General features: G+C 46.0%; 24 protein-coding genes. 21 read left to right on the forward strand and 3 right to left on the reverse strand.

The annotated features are described in order from the left end of the window. Positions 1-39 precede the first annotated feature (39 nt). The 10 genes from typA to COU47_03255 all read left to right on the forward strand — a co-directional run bounded on the left by typA (position 40) and on the right by COU47_03255 (position 6,759). Positions 40-1,842, forward strand: coding sequence for a translational GTPase TypA (gene typA, locus COU47_03210; protein PIR69439.1), 1,803 nt, complete (start codon positions 40-42; stop codon positions 1,840-1,842). Between the two features lie 72 nt (positions 1,843-1,914). Further along, complete coding sequence (locus tag COU47_03215; GenBank protein ID PIR69353.1) at positions 1,915-2,187, forward strand: hypothetical protein; 273 nt, start codon at positions 1,915-1,917, stop codon at positions 2,185-2,187. A 63-nt stretch (positions 2,188-2,250) separates the two neighbouring features. Beyond that, entirely contained in the window at positions 2,251-2,673 is a 423-nt protein-coding gene (locus COU47_03220; GenBank protein ID PIR69354.1) for a hypothetical protein, read from the forward strand. 28 nt (positions 2,674-2,701) lie between these two features. After that, positions 2,702-2,887, forward strand: coding sequence for a hypothetical protein (locus tag COU47_03225; GenBank protein ID PIR69355.1), 186 nt, complete (start codon positions 2,702-2,704; stop codon positions 2,885-2,887). Positions 2,888-2,965: 78 nt separating this feature from the next. Further along, complete coding sequence (locus COU47_03230) at positions 2,966-4,438, forward strand: hypothetical protein (GenBank protein PIR69356.1); 1,473 nt, start codon at positions 2,966-2,968, stop codon at positions 4,436-4,438. Positions 4,439-4,481: 43 nt separating this feature from the next. After that, positions 4,482-4,799, forward strand: a complete 318-nt coding sequence (locus tag COU47_03235; GenBank protein ID PIR69357.1) for a hypothetical protein — start codon at positions 4,482-4,484, stop codon at positions 4,797-4,799. Between the two features lie 68 nt (positions 4,800-4,867). Next, positions 4,868-5,227, forward strand: coding sequence for a hypothetical protein (locus tag COU47_03240; GenBank protein PIR69358.1), 360 nt, complete (start codon positions 4,868-4,870; stop codon positions 5,225-5,227). Between the two features lie 9 nt (positions 5,228-5,236). Beyond that, positions 5,237-5,629: a cupin domain-containing protein gene (locus COU47_03245; GenBank protein PIR69359.1), complete on the forward strand. Its 393-nt coding sequence runs from the start codon at positions 5,237-5,239 to the stop codon at positions 5,627-5,629. Positions 5,630-5,680: 51 nt separating this feature from the next. Then, on the forward strand, positions 5,681-6,043 hold the full coding sequence (locus tag COU47_03250; GenBank protein PIR69360.1) for a hypothetical protein: 363 nt from the start codon (positions 5,681-5,683) through the stop codon (positions 6,041-6,043). Continuing rightward, positions 6,040-6,759: a hypothetical protein gene (locus COU47_03255; GenBank protein ID PIR69361.1), complete on the forward strand. Its 720-nt coding sequence runs from the start codon at positions 6,040-6,042 to the stop codon at positions 6,757-6,759. Before COU47_03250 ends, COU47_03255 begins: the two co-directional genes overlap by 4 nt. 50 nt (positions 6,760-6,809) lie before the next feature. On the opposite strand, the gene COU47_03260 is transcribed toward COU47_03255, so the two are convergent. Then, complete coding sequence (locus tag COU47_03260) at positions 6,810-7,145, reverse strand: hypothetical protein (protein PIR69362.1); 336 nt, start codon at positions 7,143-7,145, stop codon at positions 6,810-6,812. A gap of 26 nt (positions 7,146-7,171) precedes the next feature. Between COU47_03260 and COU47_03265 the strand changes: the two genes are divergently transcribed. The 3 genes from COU47_03265 (at position 7,172) to COU47_03275 (ending at position 8,991) form a co-directional block, all read left to right on the forward strand. After that, positions 7,172-7,399, forward strand: a complete 228-nt coding sequence (locus tag COU47_03265) for a hypothetical protein (GenBank protein ID PIR69363.1) — start codon at positions 7,172-7,174, stop codon at positions 7,397-7,399. A 123-nt stretch (positions 7,400-7,522) separates the two neighbouring features. Then, a complete protein-coding gene (locus COU47_03270; GenBank protein PIR69364.1) occupies positions 7,523-8,566 on the forward strand; it encodes an arginine kinase in 1,044 nt (347 codons plus the stop codon). Positions 8,567-8,577: 11 nt separating this feature from the next. Beyond that, complete coding sequence (locus COU47_03275) at positions 8,578-8,991, forward strand: hypothetical protein (protein PIR69365.1); 414 nt, start codon at positions 8,578-8,580, stop codon at positions 8,989-8,991. A gap of 155 nt (positions 8,992-9,146) precedes the next feature. On the opposite strand, the gene COU47_03280 is transcribed toward COU47_03275, so the two are convergent. Next, entirely contained in the window at positions 9,147-9,776 is a 630-nt protein-coding gene (locus COU47_03280) for a hypothetical protein (GenBank protein PIR69366.1), read from the reverse strand. 48 nt (positions 9,777-9,824) lie between these two features. Between COU47_03280 and COU47_03285 the strand changes: the two genes are divergently transcribed. From COU47_03285 to COU47_03295, 3 genes are all read left to right on the forward strand, one after another. Beyond that, positions 9,825-10,355 (forward strand): hypothetical protein, encoded by a 531-nt coding sequence (locus COU47_03285; GenBank protein PIR69367.1) that lies wholly within the window; start codon positions 9,825-9,827, stop codon positions 10,353-10,355. Positions 10,356-10,453: 98 nt separating this feature from the next. Beyond that, positions 10,454-11,230, forward strand: a complete 777-nt coding sequence (locus COU47_03290; protein ID PIR69368.1) for a hypothetical protein — start codon at positions 10,454-10,456, stop codon at positions 11,228-11,230. 118 nt (positions 11,231-11,348) lie between these two features. Then, positions 11,349-12,119, forward strand: coding sequence for a hypothetical protein (locus COU47_03295; GenBank protein ID PIR69369.1), 771 nt, complete (start codon positions 11,349-11,351; stop codon positions 12,117-12,119). A 46-nt stretch (positions 12,120-12,165) separates the two neighbouring features. Here the strand turns inward: COU47_03295 and COU47_03300 are convergent, their stop codons facing one another. After that, complete coding sequence (locus tag COU47_03300) at positions 12,166-12,810, reverse strand: hypothetical protein (protein ID PIR69370.1); 645 nt, start codon at positions 12,808-12,810, stop codon at positions 12,166-12,168. A 144-nt stretch (positions 12,811-12,954) separates the two neighbouring features. Between COU47_03300 and COU47_03305 the strand changes: the two genes are divergently transcribed. The 5 genes from COU47_03305 (at position 12,955) to COU47_03325 (ending at position 14,975) form a co-directional block, all read left to right on the forward strand. After that, complete coding sequence (locus COU47_03305) at positions 12,955-13,311, forward strand: hypothetical protein (GenBank protein PIR69371.1); 357 nt, start codon at positions 12,955-12,957, stop codon at positions 13,309-13,311. Then, positions 13,312-13,557 (forward strand): hypothetical protein, encoded by a 246-nt coding sequence (locus tag COU47_03310; protein PIR69372.1) that lies wholly within the window; start codon positions 13,312-13,314, stop codon positions 13,555-13,557. 87 nt (positions 13,558-13,644) lie between these two features. Continuing rightward, on the forward strand, positions 13,645-13,854 hold the full coding sequence (locus COU47_03315) for a transcriptional regulator (GenBank protein ID PIR69373.1): 210 nt from the start codon (positions 13,645-13,647) through the stop codon (positions 13,852-13,854). Between the two features lie 4 nt (positions 13,855-13,858). Then, on the forward strand, positions 13,859-14,227 hold the full coding sequence (locus COU47_03320; GenBank protein ID PIR69374.1) for a hypothetical protein: 369 nt from the start codon (positions 13,859-13,861) through the stop codon (positions 14,225-14,227). 187 nt (positions 14,228-14,414) lie between these two features. Beyond that, on the forward strand, positions 14,415-14,975 hold the full coding sequence (locus COU47_03325) for a hypothetical protein (protein ID PIR69375.1): 561 nt from the start codon (positions 14,415-14,417) through the stop codon (positions 14,973-14,975). The last annotated feature ends 1 nt before the right edge of the window (position 14,976 follow it).

The raw sequence follows: 14,976 nt of genomic DNA on the forward strand, positions 1-14,976 counted from the left end.
CTCGCTTTTCCCTTCGGGGGAGGGCATTTTTTTATTCCAATGAACAACCAAGAGATACGAAACATCGCAATAATCGCCCACGTGGACCACGGCAAAACAACGCTCACCGATGCCCTTATGCGCCAGACCGGTGCGGTAGAGGCGGGCGTATCTATGGATTCAAACTCGCTTGAGCAAGAGCGGGGTATTACCATTTACGCAAAGAATGCCTCAGTTACATACAAAGGCACAAAGTTAAATATCGTAGATACGCCGGGACACGCGGACTTTGGTTCCGAAGTAGAACGCGTACTCCGTTCTATTGATGCGGTGCTGTTGGTGGTAGACGCGCAAGAGGGTCCCATGCCGCAGACGCGCTTTGTACTCAAAAAATCGCTTGAGCTTGGATTAAAGCCTATTGTTGTTATCAATAAGATAGACAAGCCCGCAGCAGACCCAAACTGGTGCGAGGAGCAGGTGTTGGAATTATTCCTTGAGCTTGGCGCAAACGACGGGCAGGCAAATTTTAAAGTGGTCTATACCATCGGGCGCGAAGGTGTCGCAAAAAAATCACTTGCCGACGACATGAAAGATTTAACTCCGCTCCTGGACACCATTTTAGAAACAGTCCCGCCCGCGACCTCCTACAAAGAAGGCGATGCTCTTAAGGCGCAGGTGTTCAATCTCGGATACGATAATTTTACGGGGCGTCTCGCGGTTGCCCGCATTTACGAAGGCAAGGTTACGGACGGCGCGCGCATTTTTATAAAACAAAAAGGAGGAGAGACGCGTGCGGCAAAAGTAGCAAAAATATCTACATTCACGGGACTGCAGCAGGTAGCAACACCCGAAGCGTTTGCAGGCGACATTGTTCTTATCGCGGGGCTTGGCGACATTATGATAGGCGATACGCTCACAACGGACGAGAATGCCTCAGCGCTTCCGGCCATCGCAATTGACGAGCCGACCATCAGTTTGGATTTTATGCCGAACACATCGCCTTTTGCGGGGCGCGAAGGCAAATTTGTAACAAGTAGACAGCTAAGCGACCGTCTTAAAAAAGAACTGGAGATAAACGTCGGCTTGCACGTGGATTTTGCCGAGACCGATAAATTCAGGGTGTACGGGCGGGGAGAGATGCACATCGCAATCCTTTTAGAAAACATGCGCCGCGAAGGGTATGAGGTTTCGGTCTCGCAGCCCCAAGTAATCATTCGCCAGAACGAAGAAGGCAAAAAAGAAGAGCCGTTTGAGGAGGTGATAGTAGATACACCGAGCGAATTCCAGGGCGTCATTATTGAACGTCTCTCAAACCGCGCGTTCATCATGCAAAATATGATAACGGAAAATAATCAGGTACGGCTTATTTTTGAAGGGCCAACTCGCGGGCTTTTGGGATACCGCGGGCAATTTGTGATTGATACAAAAGGCGAAGGTATTTTGTGTTCGCGCGTTACGGGCTTTAAGCCGTTTGCGGGGGACATAAAAAAGCGCGCAACAGGGTCTATGGTGTCTATGGCGTCGGGAAAGGCGCTCGGGTTTTCGTTATGGAACTTGCAGGAGCGCGGGACCTTGTATATCGGGCACGGTGAAGAAGTATACGAAGGCATGGTCATAGGCTCCACATCCAAGGGGCATGACATGGAAGTAAACCCGACAAAAGGAAAACAGCTTACCAATGTCCGCTCGTCGGGTTCGGATGAGGCAATTACACTCACGCCGCATCAGGTGCTCACAATCGAGAACGGGCTTGAAGTAATGACGGACGATGAATTTTTGGAAGTAACTCCAAAGTCCGTACGGCTCCGCAAAAGCAAACTCAAAGCAATTGACCGCGTAAAGCACCGCCGCGATGCGGAATAACAATCTGCGCGCTTGACTGTAAAAAATACGTATTTATAGTAATCTCGCAGGAGAAAAAAAGGAGGGTTTAATATGTTGATGAAAAGTGTACTGAGATGGTCTGGGCTTGGTGCGTGGGGGCTTGTGCTTTTCTTGATAAGCGCTATTAGTGTTTCAGTAACATTGCTTGGCATTGCAGGTTTCTTGTTCTTTATAATTGGCATGATCTTGTGGAATTCCTCCGCCACTCTAACAGGTTTAGCATGGATACTATTTTTTTCTGCGGTTTTTCTTTTTGGTGGAGGGGTGATTTTAATTGCCCTGACTGACGAATGGAAATCGTTCAAAGAAGAAATTTTTGGATAATTCAAAAAGCGGAATAGCGTATACACGCATTCCGCTTTTATTTTTTAATAGTATAATGAAAGTATGAGCTGGGTCATCTATGCAATTTTGTCGGCATTCTTTGCGTCATTGGTCGCTATCTTTGGAAAGATAGGCGTGCGGGGGATAGATAGCAACCTTATGGTCGCGATACGCACGGTCATTATTGTTGCGTTTGCGTGGGGTATTGTCTTTGTGCAGGGAAACGCGGCTGATATTTTTAAGATACCAAAATACACTTATACCTTCATCATTCTTTCGGCGATTGCAACCGGACTTTCGTGGCTTTTTTATTACAAGGCGCTTCAATTGGGAGAAGCGTCGCGCGTTGCTCCTATTGACAAATTAAGTGTTGCGCTTACTATTATTTTGGCATTCGTTTTTTTGAGCGAAAAGCCAACGCTCGGCAATGTTTTAGGCGGTTCGCTCGTTGCGGCAGGAGTATTGGTGACAACGCTTATTAAATAAATTATTATTAGCACTATTTTAACAGGGTATGAAAATATTTAAAAAACACACATTTGAATGGTGGGAGGTGAGCTTTTTAAAGATTGGGCTTGGGTCTCTCGGTGTTCTTTTGGGTCTGTATTTCCGGGAAGCGCTCATGAGTGTTATGTGGCTCTGGTGGGCGATTCTGATTGTCACTGTCTTTTATTTTGGCGGGCGCATGCTAAAGGAATAACAGCTCTCGTATACTACCCCCGGTGCATCCGGGGATTTTTTATTTGCGTTATTTGTCACATGCGGCATAATAGATTTTATGAAAAAAATACTCATTATCGCGGTTATTATTGTGGGCGCTGCCGGGCTTTTCTTTTGGAAGGGTCCGTCTCCAAAAGCGGGATACACCGCGCTTGCCCCTGACACTATTGGCGGGGAAGGCGTGCTCTATACCTACACTATAAAAGGAGAATCAAACGGAGGCGGGGCGCTTTCGTTGTCGTTTACTGACGACGGCAATTATTCATTAATCAATATTGCGCTTGACCTGAATGACAGCGGTGCATACGAGGATGACGAGTGGGTAGCTGAAAACCAGATTAGTTATGTCCAGAGAGGTACGGACAACAATTTTGCGGTAGACTTGCCCGAAGGAGAGCTGCCAAGCACTATTACAGGTATTGCAGCATTTTCGGCGGAACCCATGACAGAAGGCTGGTGGGACGGCGAGAATACGCGTACGATAACTATTACTACGGAATCATTTGAATTGAATGATATTTTGGGACTTGATGTCCCGGGCAATGGTCCGGGAGTGTACAGAGGGTATGCCGACGGTTTTTCGGCGCGCATGCCTGTCGCGTATGCCCAAACCTTTCCCACGGTGAATGTAGACAGCCAGCTGAATATCGGCGATTTGCGCCAATCAAATATGGAATGCGCGCCGACATCCATTACGAACAACCTTACCGGGCTTGCGGGCGCGAACGGCAGGAACGATTTGCCTTCAGCAGAGACCATGGTAGACCAGCTCAAATCGGATCTCAAATTTGGCGATGAAGGCGTTGCGGGTGTTTTGGATAAAAATTACATTGCAGGCAAAAACGCGTTTATGCGAAGATATAATCTTCCTATTGTTACGACCGAAATATCAAACCCGTCTATTGAAGATATAGCAAACGCGATACAAAGCGGCGCTGTTGTAGAAATGGATCTTGCGTTTATCGAAGTAACTCCACAAGGGAACAATCATGTCGCAAGCCATGTCGTAACGCTTACTGGCGTATCTTCAAACGGCTCGAGTGCTACGCTTCGCGGGCGCGATTCAGCTACACCTACCGGGAACGAGTCATGGCAGTTTTTCCCCAAGCGCGCCGGCCAACCGTCTTCTCAAATGCACTACCCCATGTGGAGGAAGGGCGCCACAGTTATAAATAAAATATACATACAGCGGTATGTATCAGTTGATGATGCGGTTGCGGCAGGTGTGTTGCCGCAGGGCGTTGTGGGGAGCACCTACCCGGTAGACATGCTTGTTATTGGCGGGAAATATTATCCCAAAGACCAGTTTACGGTTGGCAACAACCCAGAGGACGCATGCGGAGCGCCGCACTATCACAAACACACAACCGCGTACGGCTTGCAGTCAAAAACAAGCATTGCGATAGTGCAGGCAAATGATCCCAATCCAAACTCCTGCGGATTCGGTAAAGTATCTGATGTACCCACCGAAACCGTCCGCTTAACATGGGAGCAGCAGCAGGCGATTGCCGGCGCTCTTTTAACACCCTAGCTGCTCACTTGTTTGAGGAAGAATACTTATGTTTAATAGAAGCATGAAAAAACCTACACTTATTGCGCACGCATTTTTGCATGCAATTGCGGGCACTCTATATATTGCTGCTGTCGCAACATTTATGAGCCGTGTCGGGCAAATTCTCGGACCGGATAAGCCGGGTGAGATTTTGGGTCCGGTGGTATTTCTTCTCATGTTTGTGATTTCGGCGGCAATCATGGGTTCTATTGTATTGCTGCGTCCTATCATCTGGTATTTAGATGGCAAGAAAAAAGAAGCATTAGGGTTCTTATTATATACCGTTGCATTTTTGATACTTATTGCTCTTACTGCAGTTGCATTAATCGCAATATTTTAAATGTATCTTGCAGTGTAAAAAATCCGCCTACACAGAGGCGGATTTTTGCGTTATCATAGAAGGCGATCATGACATCAAAAACAGTTCTTATATTGCATAGTATTGTATTCGGCTCGTTTGTGCTGTTTTCGTTAAGTTCGCCCATTTTTGCAGTATGGTATTCGGAATTTTTTTCTTCTTATTTTTTCCCGGCAGCGATAGTTCTGACGCCAGTCGTGTTCGGGTTGTGGTATATGTTTCGGGGATGCCCGTTTACCGTATGGGAAAATTATTTTCGTAAGCGCGAGCGCAAACTGCTCATAGCAAAGAATTCGTGTATTTATCACTATGCGCTTGAGTGGTTCAATGTCCGGATTCCGCTACGGCTCATCCAGCCCGTGCTTGTTTTGCTTTTTATCATTCCCATATTTGTGGGGCTTGTGGTATAACATAATAGTATGAAAGGATTTATCACCAACATAGAAAAGTTAACGCTTGAGAACACCGATTACCGGCGTGTCTTGTATACTGCGAAAAACAGCCAGCTGGTGCTTATGAGCCTCAAGCCCGGGGAAGAGATAGGCGAAGAGATACACGAGGAGCATGACCAGTTCATTCGTTTTGAAAGCGGGACGGCAAAAGTTATTTTGAACAAGACCGAAGAGCATGAAGTGGCGGGGGACGATGCGGTCGTTGTTCCTGCGGGCATGTGGCACAATGTCATAAACACTGGAGACGAAGATCTCAAGCTCTACACTATCTATTCACCGCCCGAGCACAAAGACGGCACGCTCCAGCCGACAAAGGCGGACGAAAAAGAGGAGCATTTTGACGGACAGACGACCGAATAAACGGCTCATACGGGGTGTGAGCCGTTTATTTTTGGTATTATAATAAGAACAATGAAAATGCTTACCTGGACATCGCGGATGCTCGGATTATTTTTTATCGCTTTTGTGAGCGTATTTGCGCTTGATGTATTCGGGCAAGGATATGGCAAGGGCGAATTATTGCTCGCGCTTTTTGTGCATCTTATTCCGTCGTTCCTGCTTGTCGCGGCGCTTGTTGTTTCATGGCGCAAGCCAGATGTGGGCGGCGCATTTTTTATCGCGCTCGGGGTGGTTTCTGTTTTCTTTTTTCATACATACAGAGATTTTTTCAGTTTCGGCTTGATTACTCTCCCCGCGCTCATTATCGGTGCTTTGTTTTTATTGCAGTGCGGGCAGTCGGGGATGACGCTCTTTTTGCAGCATAAGAAAAAATGACAGAGATTTCTCTCGTTATCTTTTTAGCAAGCGCGCTTGTAGCCGAGGCCGTGGGGACAATCGCGGGATTTGGTTCGGGGCTTATGCTTACGCCGATCGCGGCATTCTTCTTTGATATTAAAACGACCATTGCCATCGTAGGCCTTTTTCATTTTATCGGACAGTTTGTGGACGGTATTATCTGGTGGCGGTATATAAATTGGCGGATAGGGTTATTGTTTTCTGTCGGAGGGATATTATTTTCCTTTGTGGGAGCCTATCTTATTGCCTATATTCCGGGGCGTGGCCTTGAGATATTGCTCGGCGTTTTTTTAATAGCGTATGCAATTCTCTCGCTTATCGGGAAGGAGGCGCGCTTACCCCGCTCGGATGGCGCTATAGTAATTACGGGGGGCGTCGTCGGGTTTGTCGCGGGAGTTATCGGTACTGCGGGCGCAATACGGACCGCGGCATTATCATCACTTCATTTAAAAAAAGAATATTTTTTAGGGACATCTTTTGCGATAGCGTTTTTCGTGGATATCACGCGTATAGGGGTGTATTTTAAAACAGGTCTGTTGGAAGTTAATTTCTTTTTATGGGGAGCTGTGCTTGTTGTCGCGGTGCTCGGGAGTTTCGCGGGGAAAGCGCTTGTGTCGCGGATTCCCGCGCCATTGTTCAATAAAATTATTTATAGTATTTTGCTTCTTGCCGGCATCCGGTTTTTGTTTTTGTAAAAACGAAATAGAAAAAACCCCGCATATGCGGGGTTTTTATCGTAAAATAATTAGAATGCCTTTTCTGCGTATTTTCCGATGAGGGGCAGGGGGCGGTTGATGTGCTTTACCGCAGAATATGTCCACACTACAAGTTCAAATATGAGGAACGCGCGGATAGCCCACAGCAAGAGAGGCTGGAGAGAATAGAATCCCCAATACCCCACGAGCGACAATACGCCCTGGAGGGCGAGTGCCGTTACTACAAGGCCGATAAGCTGTTTTTTCGCGTGCACTGAATGATGGAACATGATTGATATGCAGGCGGAATCAATAATAAACGACGGATGCCCGTCCGCCGGCGGGCATGTGTGTATAAAAACAGCATACCGTATTTTCTTTAGCATTCATAGATTTGATATACTGAACATATATGTATACATTTTTAAGTTCGGGGGCAGTTGCCGACTGCCTCAAGACGGTGGGGGACGCGGCGCTTTGCAGCACGCTCCATACCGCGTATCCGCCCTTGTGGTGGGTATCAACCACATTCGGTACTATCGTATTTAGCCTATTCTTTCTTACCTGGGCGCTGGTACTCGTAAATCTTGGCTTACTTATGTTCTTTTTGGTGCATAAGCTCTTCGGGAAAAAGAAATAAACGCGACAATATATATAAATAGGAGGTTTTATAAGACCTTATTTTTTGTTTTTGTCAAGGTTACCATGTGAGCATATTTGGGTATACTGCGTTATAGATTTAGTTCACATAAAAGGAGGCTATATGACACACCAAGACATCCTTTCCGCGTTACGCGGCAGTTCGTCTCTTCTTGCAAAGCATTTAGAGCCGGAATTATTAGATTCACTGGAAGGCGCACGCACAAGCCGTGGTTTTGCGATTGCTGATGTTATCCGTTCCGGGGTTGAAAACACCGATAGCGGAGTGGGGGTATACATCCCTGACGAAGAATCCCTTGAGACCTTTGGTCCATTTTTAAAAAAGATAATTACGGCATACCATGGGTTTGGCGAGGGCGATTCGCATAGACGTGATTTTGCGGTTGCCGAAGATGAACTAAAAGATTTGGATCCGACGGGCGAGTTTATTATTTCTACGCGGGTTCGTGTCGGGCGGAATCTCAAAGGGTATCCCTTTGCGCCGGGCATCACTCAGGAAGAGCGGAAAGAGGTTGAACAAAAGATAGTCTCAGCACTCGGTACATTAACGGATGATCTTGCGGGCATGTATTATCCGCTTGCGGGGATGAAAGAAGATATACGCGCGCAGTTAGTCGCCGACCACTTTTTATTCAAGCAGGGCGACCGCTTTTTGGAGAGTGCCGGTGCAAACCGCGACTGGCCTGATGCTCGGGGTATTTTTCATTCCGCAGACAAGAAGTTCTTGGTATGGGTGAACGAAGAAGACCAGCTGCGCATCATCTCTATGGAACAGGGCGGCAATCTTCACTCGGTGTACAACCGCTTGGTGCGCGCATTCACGGCGCTCGAGAAGAAGCTGGACTTTGCCTATTCCGAGAGATACGGATTCCTTTCAAGCTGTCCTACGAATTTAGGAACCGCAATGCGTGCAAGCGTGCATATTAAGCTTGCGGGGCTTGAGAAAAGCGGAAAGCTCAAAGAAGCATGCGATGCGCTTAAGCTTTCGGTGCGCGGGATACACGGAGAACATTCCGAAAGTGCAGGCGGCGTATATGATATTTCAAACAAGCAGCGGCTCGGCATTTCGGAAGCAGACATCATCCGGGTGCTTGCGAACGGCGTTCGTAATCTTATAGCGCTTGAGAAAAGCCACCTGAAAAAATAGCTATTCTATCTGTGCATAAACCGGGCATCCGCCCGGTTTTGTTTTTATATGTGGTGCTGTATGATGGGTATGCTTATATGTTCAGCCAATTGATTGCACAGATACACGCGGGTATCACCCCTGATGTTATGGGATGGTTTGTTACCGCAATCACCATTACATACTCTGTTATTGGTCTTCCTGCGCAAATCTATAAAAATTGGAAGCGCAAATCACTCGAAGGATTTTCAAACATATTGTGCGTGTTGGTGTTTTTTACATTTTGGGGGTGGTTTTTGTACGGCATTATTCAGAGTGATAACTATATTATTATTGCAAACGCTCCGGGTGCCGTTGCGGTAACCGTTTTATTGTTCCAGATGTTTTTATACCGGAAAAATCCGGTACGGATTTCTGCAGGCACGTCTGCAAAAAATACTCTATGAAAAACTACGCAAAGACCGGCGGGAAAAAAGGAATGCCCGCGTATCGCACACCTTCGGCGTTCCGGTATAAAAAACATGTGGCAATAGTTACCCTAAAAACAAACCGTACTAAGAAAAAGCCGTATAAAAAATAAAAGAGCGGCTCATCCGTTCTTTTATTTTTTTTCGGGTTCCTTCCATTCAGTCATTTTTATTACTTCTCGCTCCATGGAATCCGCAAGGCGCAGTGATTTTTCTATCTTTGGATGGAAGAGGGGGGTGTGAGGTATGTAATCTAATTTTTCAACGAGATCCCAGGCATCTTTATCGGTAACGACCCAATCCGGACTGTATGTTGCGAGATTAAAAGGCCGTGAGTAACTCCTTAGTGTTTTGGTCCCGTCTTCTACATAATATTCATTGAAGTAGGAAAGCATGAGTTCGCGCAGGGACCGGTATATCGGATCGCGGTAGCGAAGTATCACATGGTTTGTTTTGCTGAGCGCTCCCCATCGGTTATGGCGCTTAAATACGGTAACGACATGATTGTCGTCTTCGTCTATGGTGTTGAGATCTACGATGAGGGGCTTTTCGCCGTGATACCAAAGAATGGCTGCGGCGAGCATTGCCCCTTCCATGCAATGGGCTTCTTTGTGGCGCAGCGTGTAGAGCGGAGAGCGATATGTTTCTCCTCCTAATTCAAAATTAATAGGAAGCGTATCTAGAAAGTCTTGTATCTTATGAGGAGAATTTAATGTCTTAAAAATTTTAAATTCTTTGTGTTGAAAATAAGGAAATGGTTTCACATATATAGTGTATCAATATTTTTTTATACAGAATAGAATATATATTGTATGGGATTCGATCTTACGCTATTCAATGCGTTGCATGCATATGCCGGGCAATCCCGGATTGCTGACTGGATAATCATTTTTTTTGCGGAATATGCCCAATATCCCGTTATAGTTGCATTTTTTATACTATTATATGTGTCGCACTATTCGCGGCAGAGAAAAATACAGCTATTGTGGGTTTCGTTCGCATCTGTTTTTCTTTCACGGGCTATTATTACTGAAATAATCCGGTTGTTCTATCATCGGGAGCGTCCACTTTTTGATATGAATGTTCATGCGCTTTTCTCTGAGTATTCCTGGTCGTTTCCCTCGGGGCACGCGGCTTTCTTTTTTGCGTTTGCGGCGGCAATATACTTTTACAACAAGGCCTGGGGCGTGTGGTTTTTCGTTGCGGCATTGCTTATCTCTATGAGCCGGGTTGTCGGGGGCGTCCACTACCCGGTGGATGTGTTAGGAGGAGCGGTTGTCGGTATTGTGTCCGCTTCTGTTGTTTTCTTTGTTATAAAAAAGGTGTCGGGGGAGAAGCGTTGACCGGCATAGGGATTGACATATATATGTTTTTTATCTATAATTTTAAAAATTCAGCATGTTGAAAATAGGAGGTATTGAGCATGATTCGATTACGAATAATGTTGTCTTTCATCATGGCTGTTCTTGGTGTCGGATCTTTTTGGGTGATTGATGTTAGCTGGGGTGCACTTTTTGTGTTCGGGCTCCTCGGCATCATGACCCTGCTTTTCGTATCTGCATTTATTATATTCGTGTCCTCGTTCATGCAGGTAGGCATGTTGCCGAACGGACAACTCTGCTACAATCCGAATAATTGGTATTGGCGAGTGATGGATTCGATATGGGGCAATGGGTGGGGTGATACCGTCTCTCTTTGCAAGGCATACTGGCGTACCGTAGAAACTATAATTTTAGGGATGCTTGTAGCGGTTATCGCGGCATTCTTAATCGGTGTTGTGCCTGCTATCGTGTACGCGTTCATAAAAGACGCAAGGAGCTCCCTCATGGTAACAGGCGGTGTTATCGGAGCCTTGTCGTTCATAATCGGCATGATATGGCTTGATAACAAATATTCCTGGTTTGGTTACGTCTGGAAGACGGTTGTTGCGTTGATACTTTTTGGTTTGCTTGTGGTGTTCCCAAGCATGGAGATAATGCAGGAGCGCGGAATCTTATTTTGGCCCGCGTTACTTGTATATCTCAAATATGCAGGCCTGATTGTGGGCTCGGTTGTAGCAGCGATTGCAGTAATAGTTGGGTGTGTGGCGGGCGCGATATACGCGACACCGGCGCTCCGCAATTCTGTAGTGTGGCAGGGGTATTCTTTTGTAAAAGAAGAGACGTGCCCGATACTTGTTAGTTGCCCCACAGCAGGAATAAAAGAAAAAACCTCATAACAACAGTGAATAAAAAAGCGTATCCGTTGCGATGCGCTTTTTATGTTATTGAGATTGTGTTTCGTCCCCTCCCGTAGCATAATAGGGAAAAGAATTATTATTTATTTTTGATTTGTATATGAAAGCGGTTATTATTTCTATTCTTGTAATAGTATTAGTGGCGGGCGCGCTGTATGTCAGGAACATGCAAAAAGACGCATACCCCGGAGGAGACGAACCCCTAAACGGGATAAGCGACGCCATGTCCGGTTATTTTGAAAAACAAATGATTGCGCGGGGCGTTGACGCTATAGGCGGCCAGCCCATTGAAGGGTTTGACGCGCATTTGCTTATGATTGCGTTTCCCGGGCTCGTGGTGAATGATTTTGATGGTGTGGAGACATTTGAGGGGCGATATAGTGTCGTAGACGGCGCGCTTGAGTTTATGCGCGAGCAAGAGAGCCCGATATCTTCTGCGGAACTCACGATTTCATCGGAGGGCTACAAACAATTGCTTTTGCATGTGTCGCGCCGTTTGAAAGCCGACATCTCAAGCGACAGCGCGATAGATGCGCTTATTGATTTAATTGATGTGCAGGCATTCGTCTCGATGAGGCTTGGAGAAACCGCAGGAGACTTGGATGTTACTATTACGCCGCTTGAAGTGCTTGAGGATAGCCGTTGTCCGACGGACGCGGTGTGTATCCAGGCGGGGACTATACGGCTTCGTGCCCGTTTAGTAAGCGGACTTGGAGAGGCTAATCAAATATTTGTTCTCGGTATGCCTATTACTACGGAGGCTGAAGAAATAACGCTTGTATCTGCAGAGCCAGAGCCATTTGCGGGTGTACTGATAGAAGACAGCGAATATCTGTTTCGGTTTGAAATAACAAAACGGAAGTCATTTTAGACACACTATAAAAAATCCGCCGCGATATGCGGCGGTTTTTGTATAATTATGCTTTCTCTTTCCAGTCGGCATTCATTTTGCCGGCTGAGCGTTTAAACATCTGGATGAATGTTTTGAGTGGCATATCCCAAATAGATGGATAGGTGTCGGTCCGTGCGGTATAGTCGTCACGCAAATCGCGGCGGACAGTACGCTTGCCTTTTTCTTCGTTAAGTGTTTGATAATCATCTTTCCCCGGTGTTTTTTCGTGTTCACCGAAACCGCACACGACGCATAAGCGGTATCCGCTCGTATCATCATCATAATCATGTATATACGAACCCTCGTAGCCGTCGTAGCTCAGGACACATGGGTGGGGGCACTCCCTTCCTAATGTTTCTTTCATTGCGTCAATGTCATTCAGCAGCGTGCTGTATTGGCGGACGGTGATATCGCCGTTTGATGTTTTTGCCATAGCGCAAAGAATCTTATTTCTGAGGGCTATGGCGGCTTCTGGTATCCCGGTTTCTATAAAGATACGGTCGGAGATTGTCTTGATATCCCGTTCCGCATCCCGGATATGTTCTTCAAGACTGTGTATGTTCCCCAGCATTTTTTTTGATTCTGCCAACAGTTCTTGTTTTTGCTGCTTGAGCTTTTTGATGTATTGCTTTGTCTCCTCAAGCTTCTTTTTGAGATTAGCGCTTCCCATGGGGGCGTCTCCTTTGTGAAAGAATGTATTTTTCCTACTATATCAAAAGCGAAGAGGAACAAAAAATAGGCGAGATAGGTGTAATGGAATAGGTTGACAAAACATAAAAAATATGATAGAATCCTCCGCAGAGGAGGATTAATAATGAACGAAGAACAAAAAAAGAAAAGATCGGTAGTTTTTTGGGTTGCGTATGCTGTATATTATGTAATTACCTTTTTTACGGCTCCGTGGTTCCGGGCAAAATTATATCTTGCTTGGGATGAATATCAGGAGTTCGGGCATTATCGGGAACGGGTATCCGTTGTGGACGTTATCTGGGCTATGCAGCATTTTTTTGCGGATAAATGGGAGCGGCAGTATTATTATAGGCAACGCATTAAACGGTACCCTCGCTTACGCTGGCTTGTTCTGTTCACTCCATGGATATTTGAAAAGCCGGCAATGTTTGATTTAATAGTGCGGGAGGGGCTCACAAAAAAAGTTTTGCGGGAGGTATGAATGGGGCTTACTATCATGCTGGGCGGCAAGTGTTTACGCGCTCTGGCGGAGCGCGGGGAATGCGAGATACTTATGAGAAGGTCTTACGCTCGCATTATCGATCCAGGCAACATTATTGCTATCCCAATTGTTCTTGCTCGCGAACAAAATATAGAACACATGCCTGTTCTTGTTGAGAGCATACAAGACACGAATAAGCGGGGCATAGTATCCGTCTCGCTCAAAAGAGCAGAAGAAAAAAAATAAATCCCAAGACGCTGTTTTAGCTGCGGCCGAACGAAATATGTTCGGCCGTTTTTATTTTTTTAATATTTGGTATAGTATGACTGCATCATGAGAGAATATGTTTCAAATAGTGTATATGATTTGCGGAGCAAGCGGGGCATCACACAGCAGGAGCTCGCAGACAGCCTAGGCGTTACCCGTCAGACCGTTATTGCGATAGAAAAAGGAAATTATATCCCTTCGGTGCTTTTAGCATTAAAGATATCACGGTTTTTTAGGGAACCGGTTGAAAAAATTTTTATTTTTAGTAAGAAATGATAGTATGCACACTGTGTTTGCAAAGGAAATCATAATATCGGTCATTCTTATAGCGCTTGGTATTCTGTTTTTGAATCCTTTTATGATATGGATGCCCGCACCCCTGCTCTATATGGTTAGCGCGGTATTCGTCATATTGTTCGCTGTGTTTTTGGTGTTTGTGTGGCGCGAGCGCGTGCGCGATGAACGCGAGGACTTGCATCGGATGATTGCGGCGCGCATCGGGTACTTGTTAGGCATGGCAACGCTTGCGAGCGTGCTTTTGGTGCAGGCGGTTATGACGCATCATACTGACCCCTGGATTATTGCGGCGCTTCTTATTATGGTCATGGGGAAGACCGTAGGCATGATCTATAGCAGGATGCGATATTGATCTATCCACAGGAGATGTAAAGCATGCTTTACATCTTTTTTAAAAGCGCTATACTGGTGAGTATACCCGAGGAGAAGCTTGCTCTCGGCATAAGAACTTTTGCCAGTTGCTTCTAACGGGACAGGGTCTTTTTATTTTTTATTAGCACTTATAGATTTTTTTAATCATGAAATCAAAAGGATTTATTATGCCGCTTATTATTGTGATAATCGCGGCGGGTATTATTGGCGCTGTAGTGTACATGCAGCGATCATCCGATACATACAAGGGCGATGACGCCATGATGGAAGATGACATGACGAAGGATGATGCCATGATGGAAGGAGATGAAATGATGGAAGGAGACGCAACCATGGAAGTACCCGCGCCGGGCAATGAAGGGGTTGATGAAATGATGGAAGGCGGTGATGTGATGATGGAGGGTGAATCTCCAAAAACAGTTACTGTCACCTATACGCAGAATGGCTTTTCTCCGTCTCCCGTGAATGTGAGTGTCGGTGACACGGTCCGTTTTATGAATGAAAGCGGGCGCTCATTTTGGCCTGCATCCGCGTTTCATCCGACACACACCGTATATCCCGGTTCGGACATAAAAAAATGCGGCACAGCAGAAGCAGCAACTATTTTTGACGCGTGCCGAGAAATTGTTTCCGGGCAGTCGTACTCTTTTACGTTCACTGAAGCGGGGACATGGAATTATCATGACCATCTGAACGCATCGGAGTTTGGTTCTATTATAGTGAAATAGC

The sequence above is a fragment of the Candidatus Niyogibacteria bacterium CG10_big_fil_rev_8_21_14_0_10_46_36 genome, from assembly GCA_002772995.1.
Classification (GTDB): Bacteria; Patescibacteriota; Minisyncoccia; order 1-14-0-10-42-19; family 1-14-0-10-42-19; genus 1-14-0-10-46-36.

What these genes read in the sequence shown, in the direction of transcription:
- typA (PIR69439.1), top strand. Translation starts at nt 40, where the DNA reads ATGAACAACCAAGAGATACGAAACATCGCAATAATCGCCCACGTGGAC.
- COU47_03215 (PIR69353.1), top strand. Translation starts at nt 1,915, where the DNA reads ATGTTGATGAAAAGTGTACTGAGATGGTCTGGGCTTGGTGCGTGGGGG.
- COU47_03220 (PIR69354.1), top strand. Translation starts at nt 2,251, where the DNA reads ATGAGCTGGGTCATCTATGCAATTTTGTCGGCATTCTTTGCGTCATTG.
- COU47_03225 (PIR69355.1), top strand. Translation starts at nt 2,702, where the DNA reads ATGAAAATATTTAAAAAACACACATTTGAATGGTGGGAGGTGAGCTTT.
- COU47_03230 (PIR69356.1), top strand. Translation starts at nt 2,966, where the DNA reads ATGAAAAAAATACTCATTATCGCGGTTATTATTGTGGGCGCTGCCGGG.
- COU47_03235 (PIR69357.1), top strand. Translation starts at nt 4,482, where the DNA reads ATGAAAAAACCTACACTTATTGCGCACGCATTTTTGCATGCAATTGCG.
- COU47_03240 (PIR69358.1), top strand. Translation starts at nt 4,868, where the DNA reads ATGACATCAAAAACAGTTCTTATATTGCATAGTATTGTATTCGGCTCG.
- COU47_03245 (PIR69359.1), top strand. Translation starts at nt 5,237, where the DNA reads ATGAAAGGATTTATCACCAACATAGAAAAGTTAACGCTTGAGAACACC.
- COU47_03250 (PIR69360.1), top strand. Translation starts at nt 5,681, where the DNA reads ATGAAAATGCTTACCTGGACATCGCGGATGCTCGGATTATTTTTTATC.
- COU47_03255 (PIR69361.1), top strand. Translation starts at nt 6,040, where the DNA reads ATGACAGAGATTTCTCTCGTTATCTTTTTAGCAAGCGCGCTTGTAGCC.
- COU47_03260 (PIR69362.1), bottom strand. Translation starts at nt 7,145, where the DNA reads ATGCTAAAGAAAATACGGTATGCTGTTTTTATACACACATGCCCGCCG.
- COU47_03265 (PIR69363.1), top strand. Translation starts at nt 7,172, where the DNA reads ATGTATACATTTTTAAGTTCGGGGGCAGTTGCCGACTGCCTCAAGACG.
- COU47_03270 (PIR69364.1), top strand. Translation starts at nt 7,523, where the DNA reads ATGACACACCAAGACATCCTTTCCGCGTTACGCGGCAGTTCGTCTCTT.
- COU47_03285 (PIR69367.1), top strand. Translation starts at nt 9,825, where the DNA reads ATGGGATTCGATCTTACGCTATTCAATGCGTTGCATGCATATGCCGGG.
- COU47_03290 (PIR69368.1), top strand. Translation starts at nt 10,454, where the DNA reads ATGTTGTCTTTCATCATGGCTGTTCTTGGTGTCGGATCTTTTTGGGTG.
- COU47_03295 (PIR69369.1), top strand. Translation starts at nt 11,349, where the DNA reads ATGAAAGCGGTTATTATTTCTATTCTTGTAATAGTATTAGTGGCGGGC.
- COU47_03300 (PIR69370.1), bottom strand. Translation starts at nt 12,810, where the DNA reads ATGGGAAGCGCTAATCTCAAAAAGAAGCTTGAGGAGACAAAGCAATAC.
- COU47_03305 (PIR69371.1), top strand. Translation starts at nt 12,955, where the DNA reads ATGAACGAAGAACAAAAAAAGAAAAGATCGGTAGTTTTTTGGGTTGCG.
- COU47_03310 (PIR69372.1), top strand. Translation starts at nt 13,312, where the DNA reads ATGGGGCTTACTATCATGCTGGGCGGCAAGTGTTTACGCGCTCTGGCG.
- COU47_03315 (PIR69373.1), top strand. Translation starts at nt 13,645, where the DNA reads ATGAGAGAATATGTTTCAAATAGTGTATATGATTTGCGGAGCAAGCGG.
- COU47_03320 (PIR69374.1), top strand. Translation starts at nt 13,859, where the DNA reads ATGCACACTGTGTTTGCAAAGGAAATCATAATATCGGTCATTCTTATA.
- COU47_03325 (PIR69375.1), top strand. Translation starts at nt 14,415, where the DNA reads ATGCCGCTTATTATTGTGATAATCGCGGCGGGTATTATTGGCGCTGTA.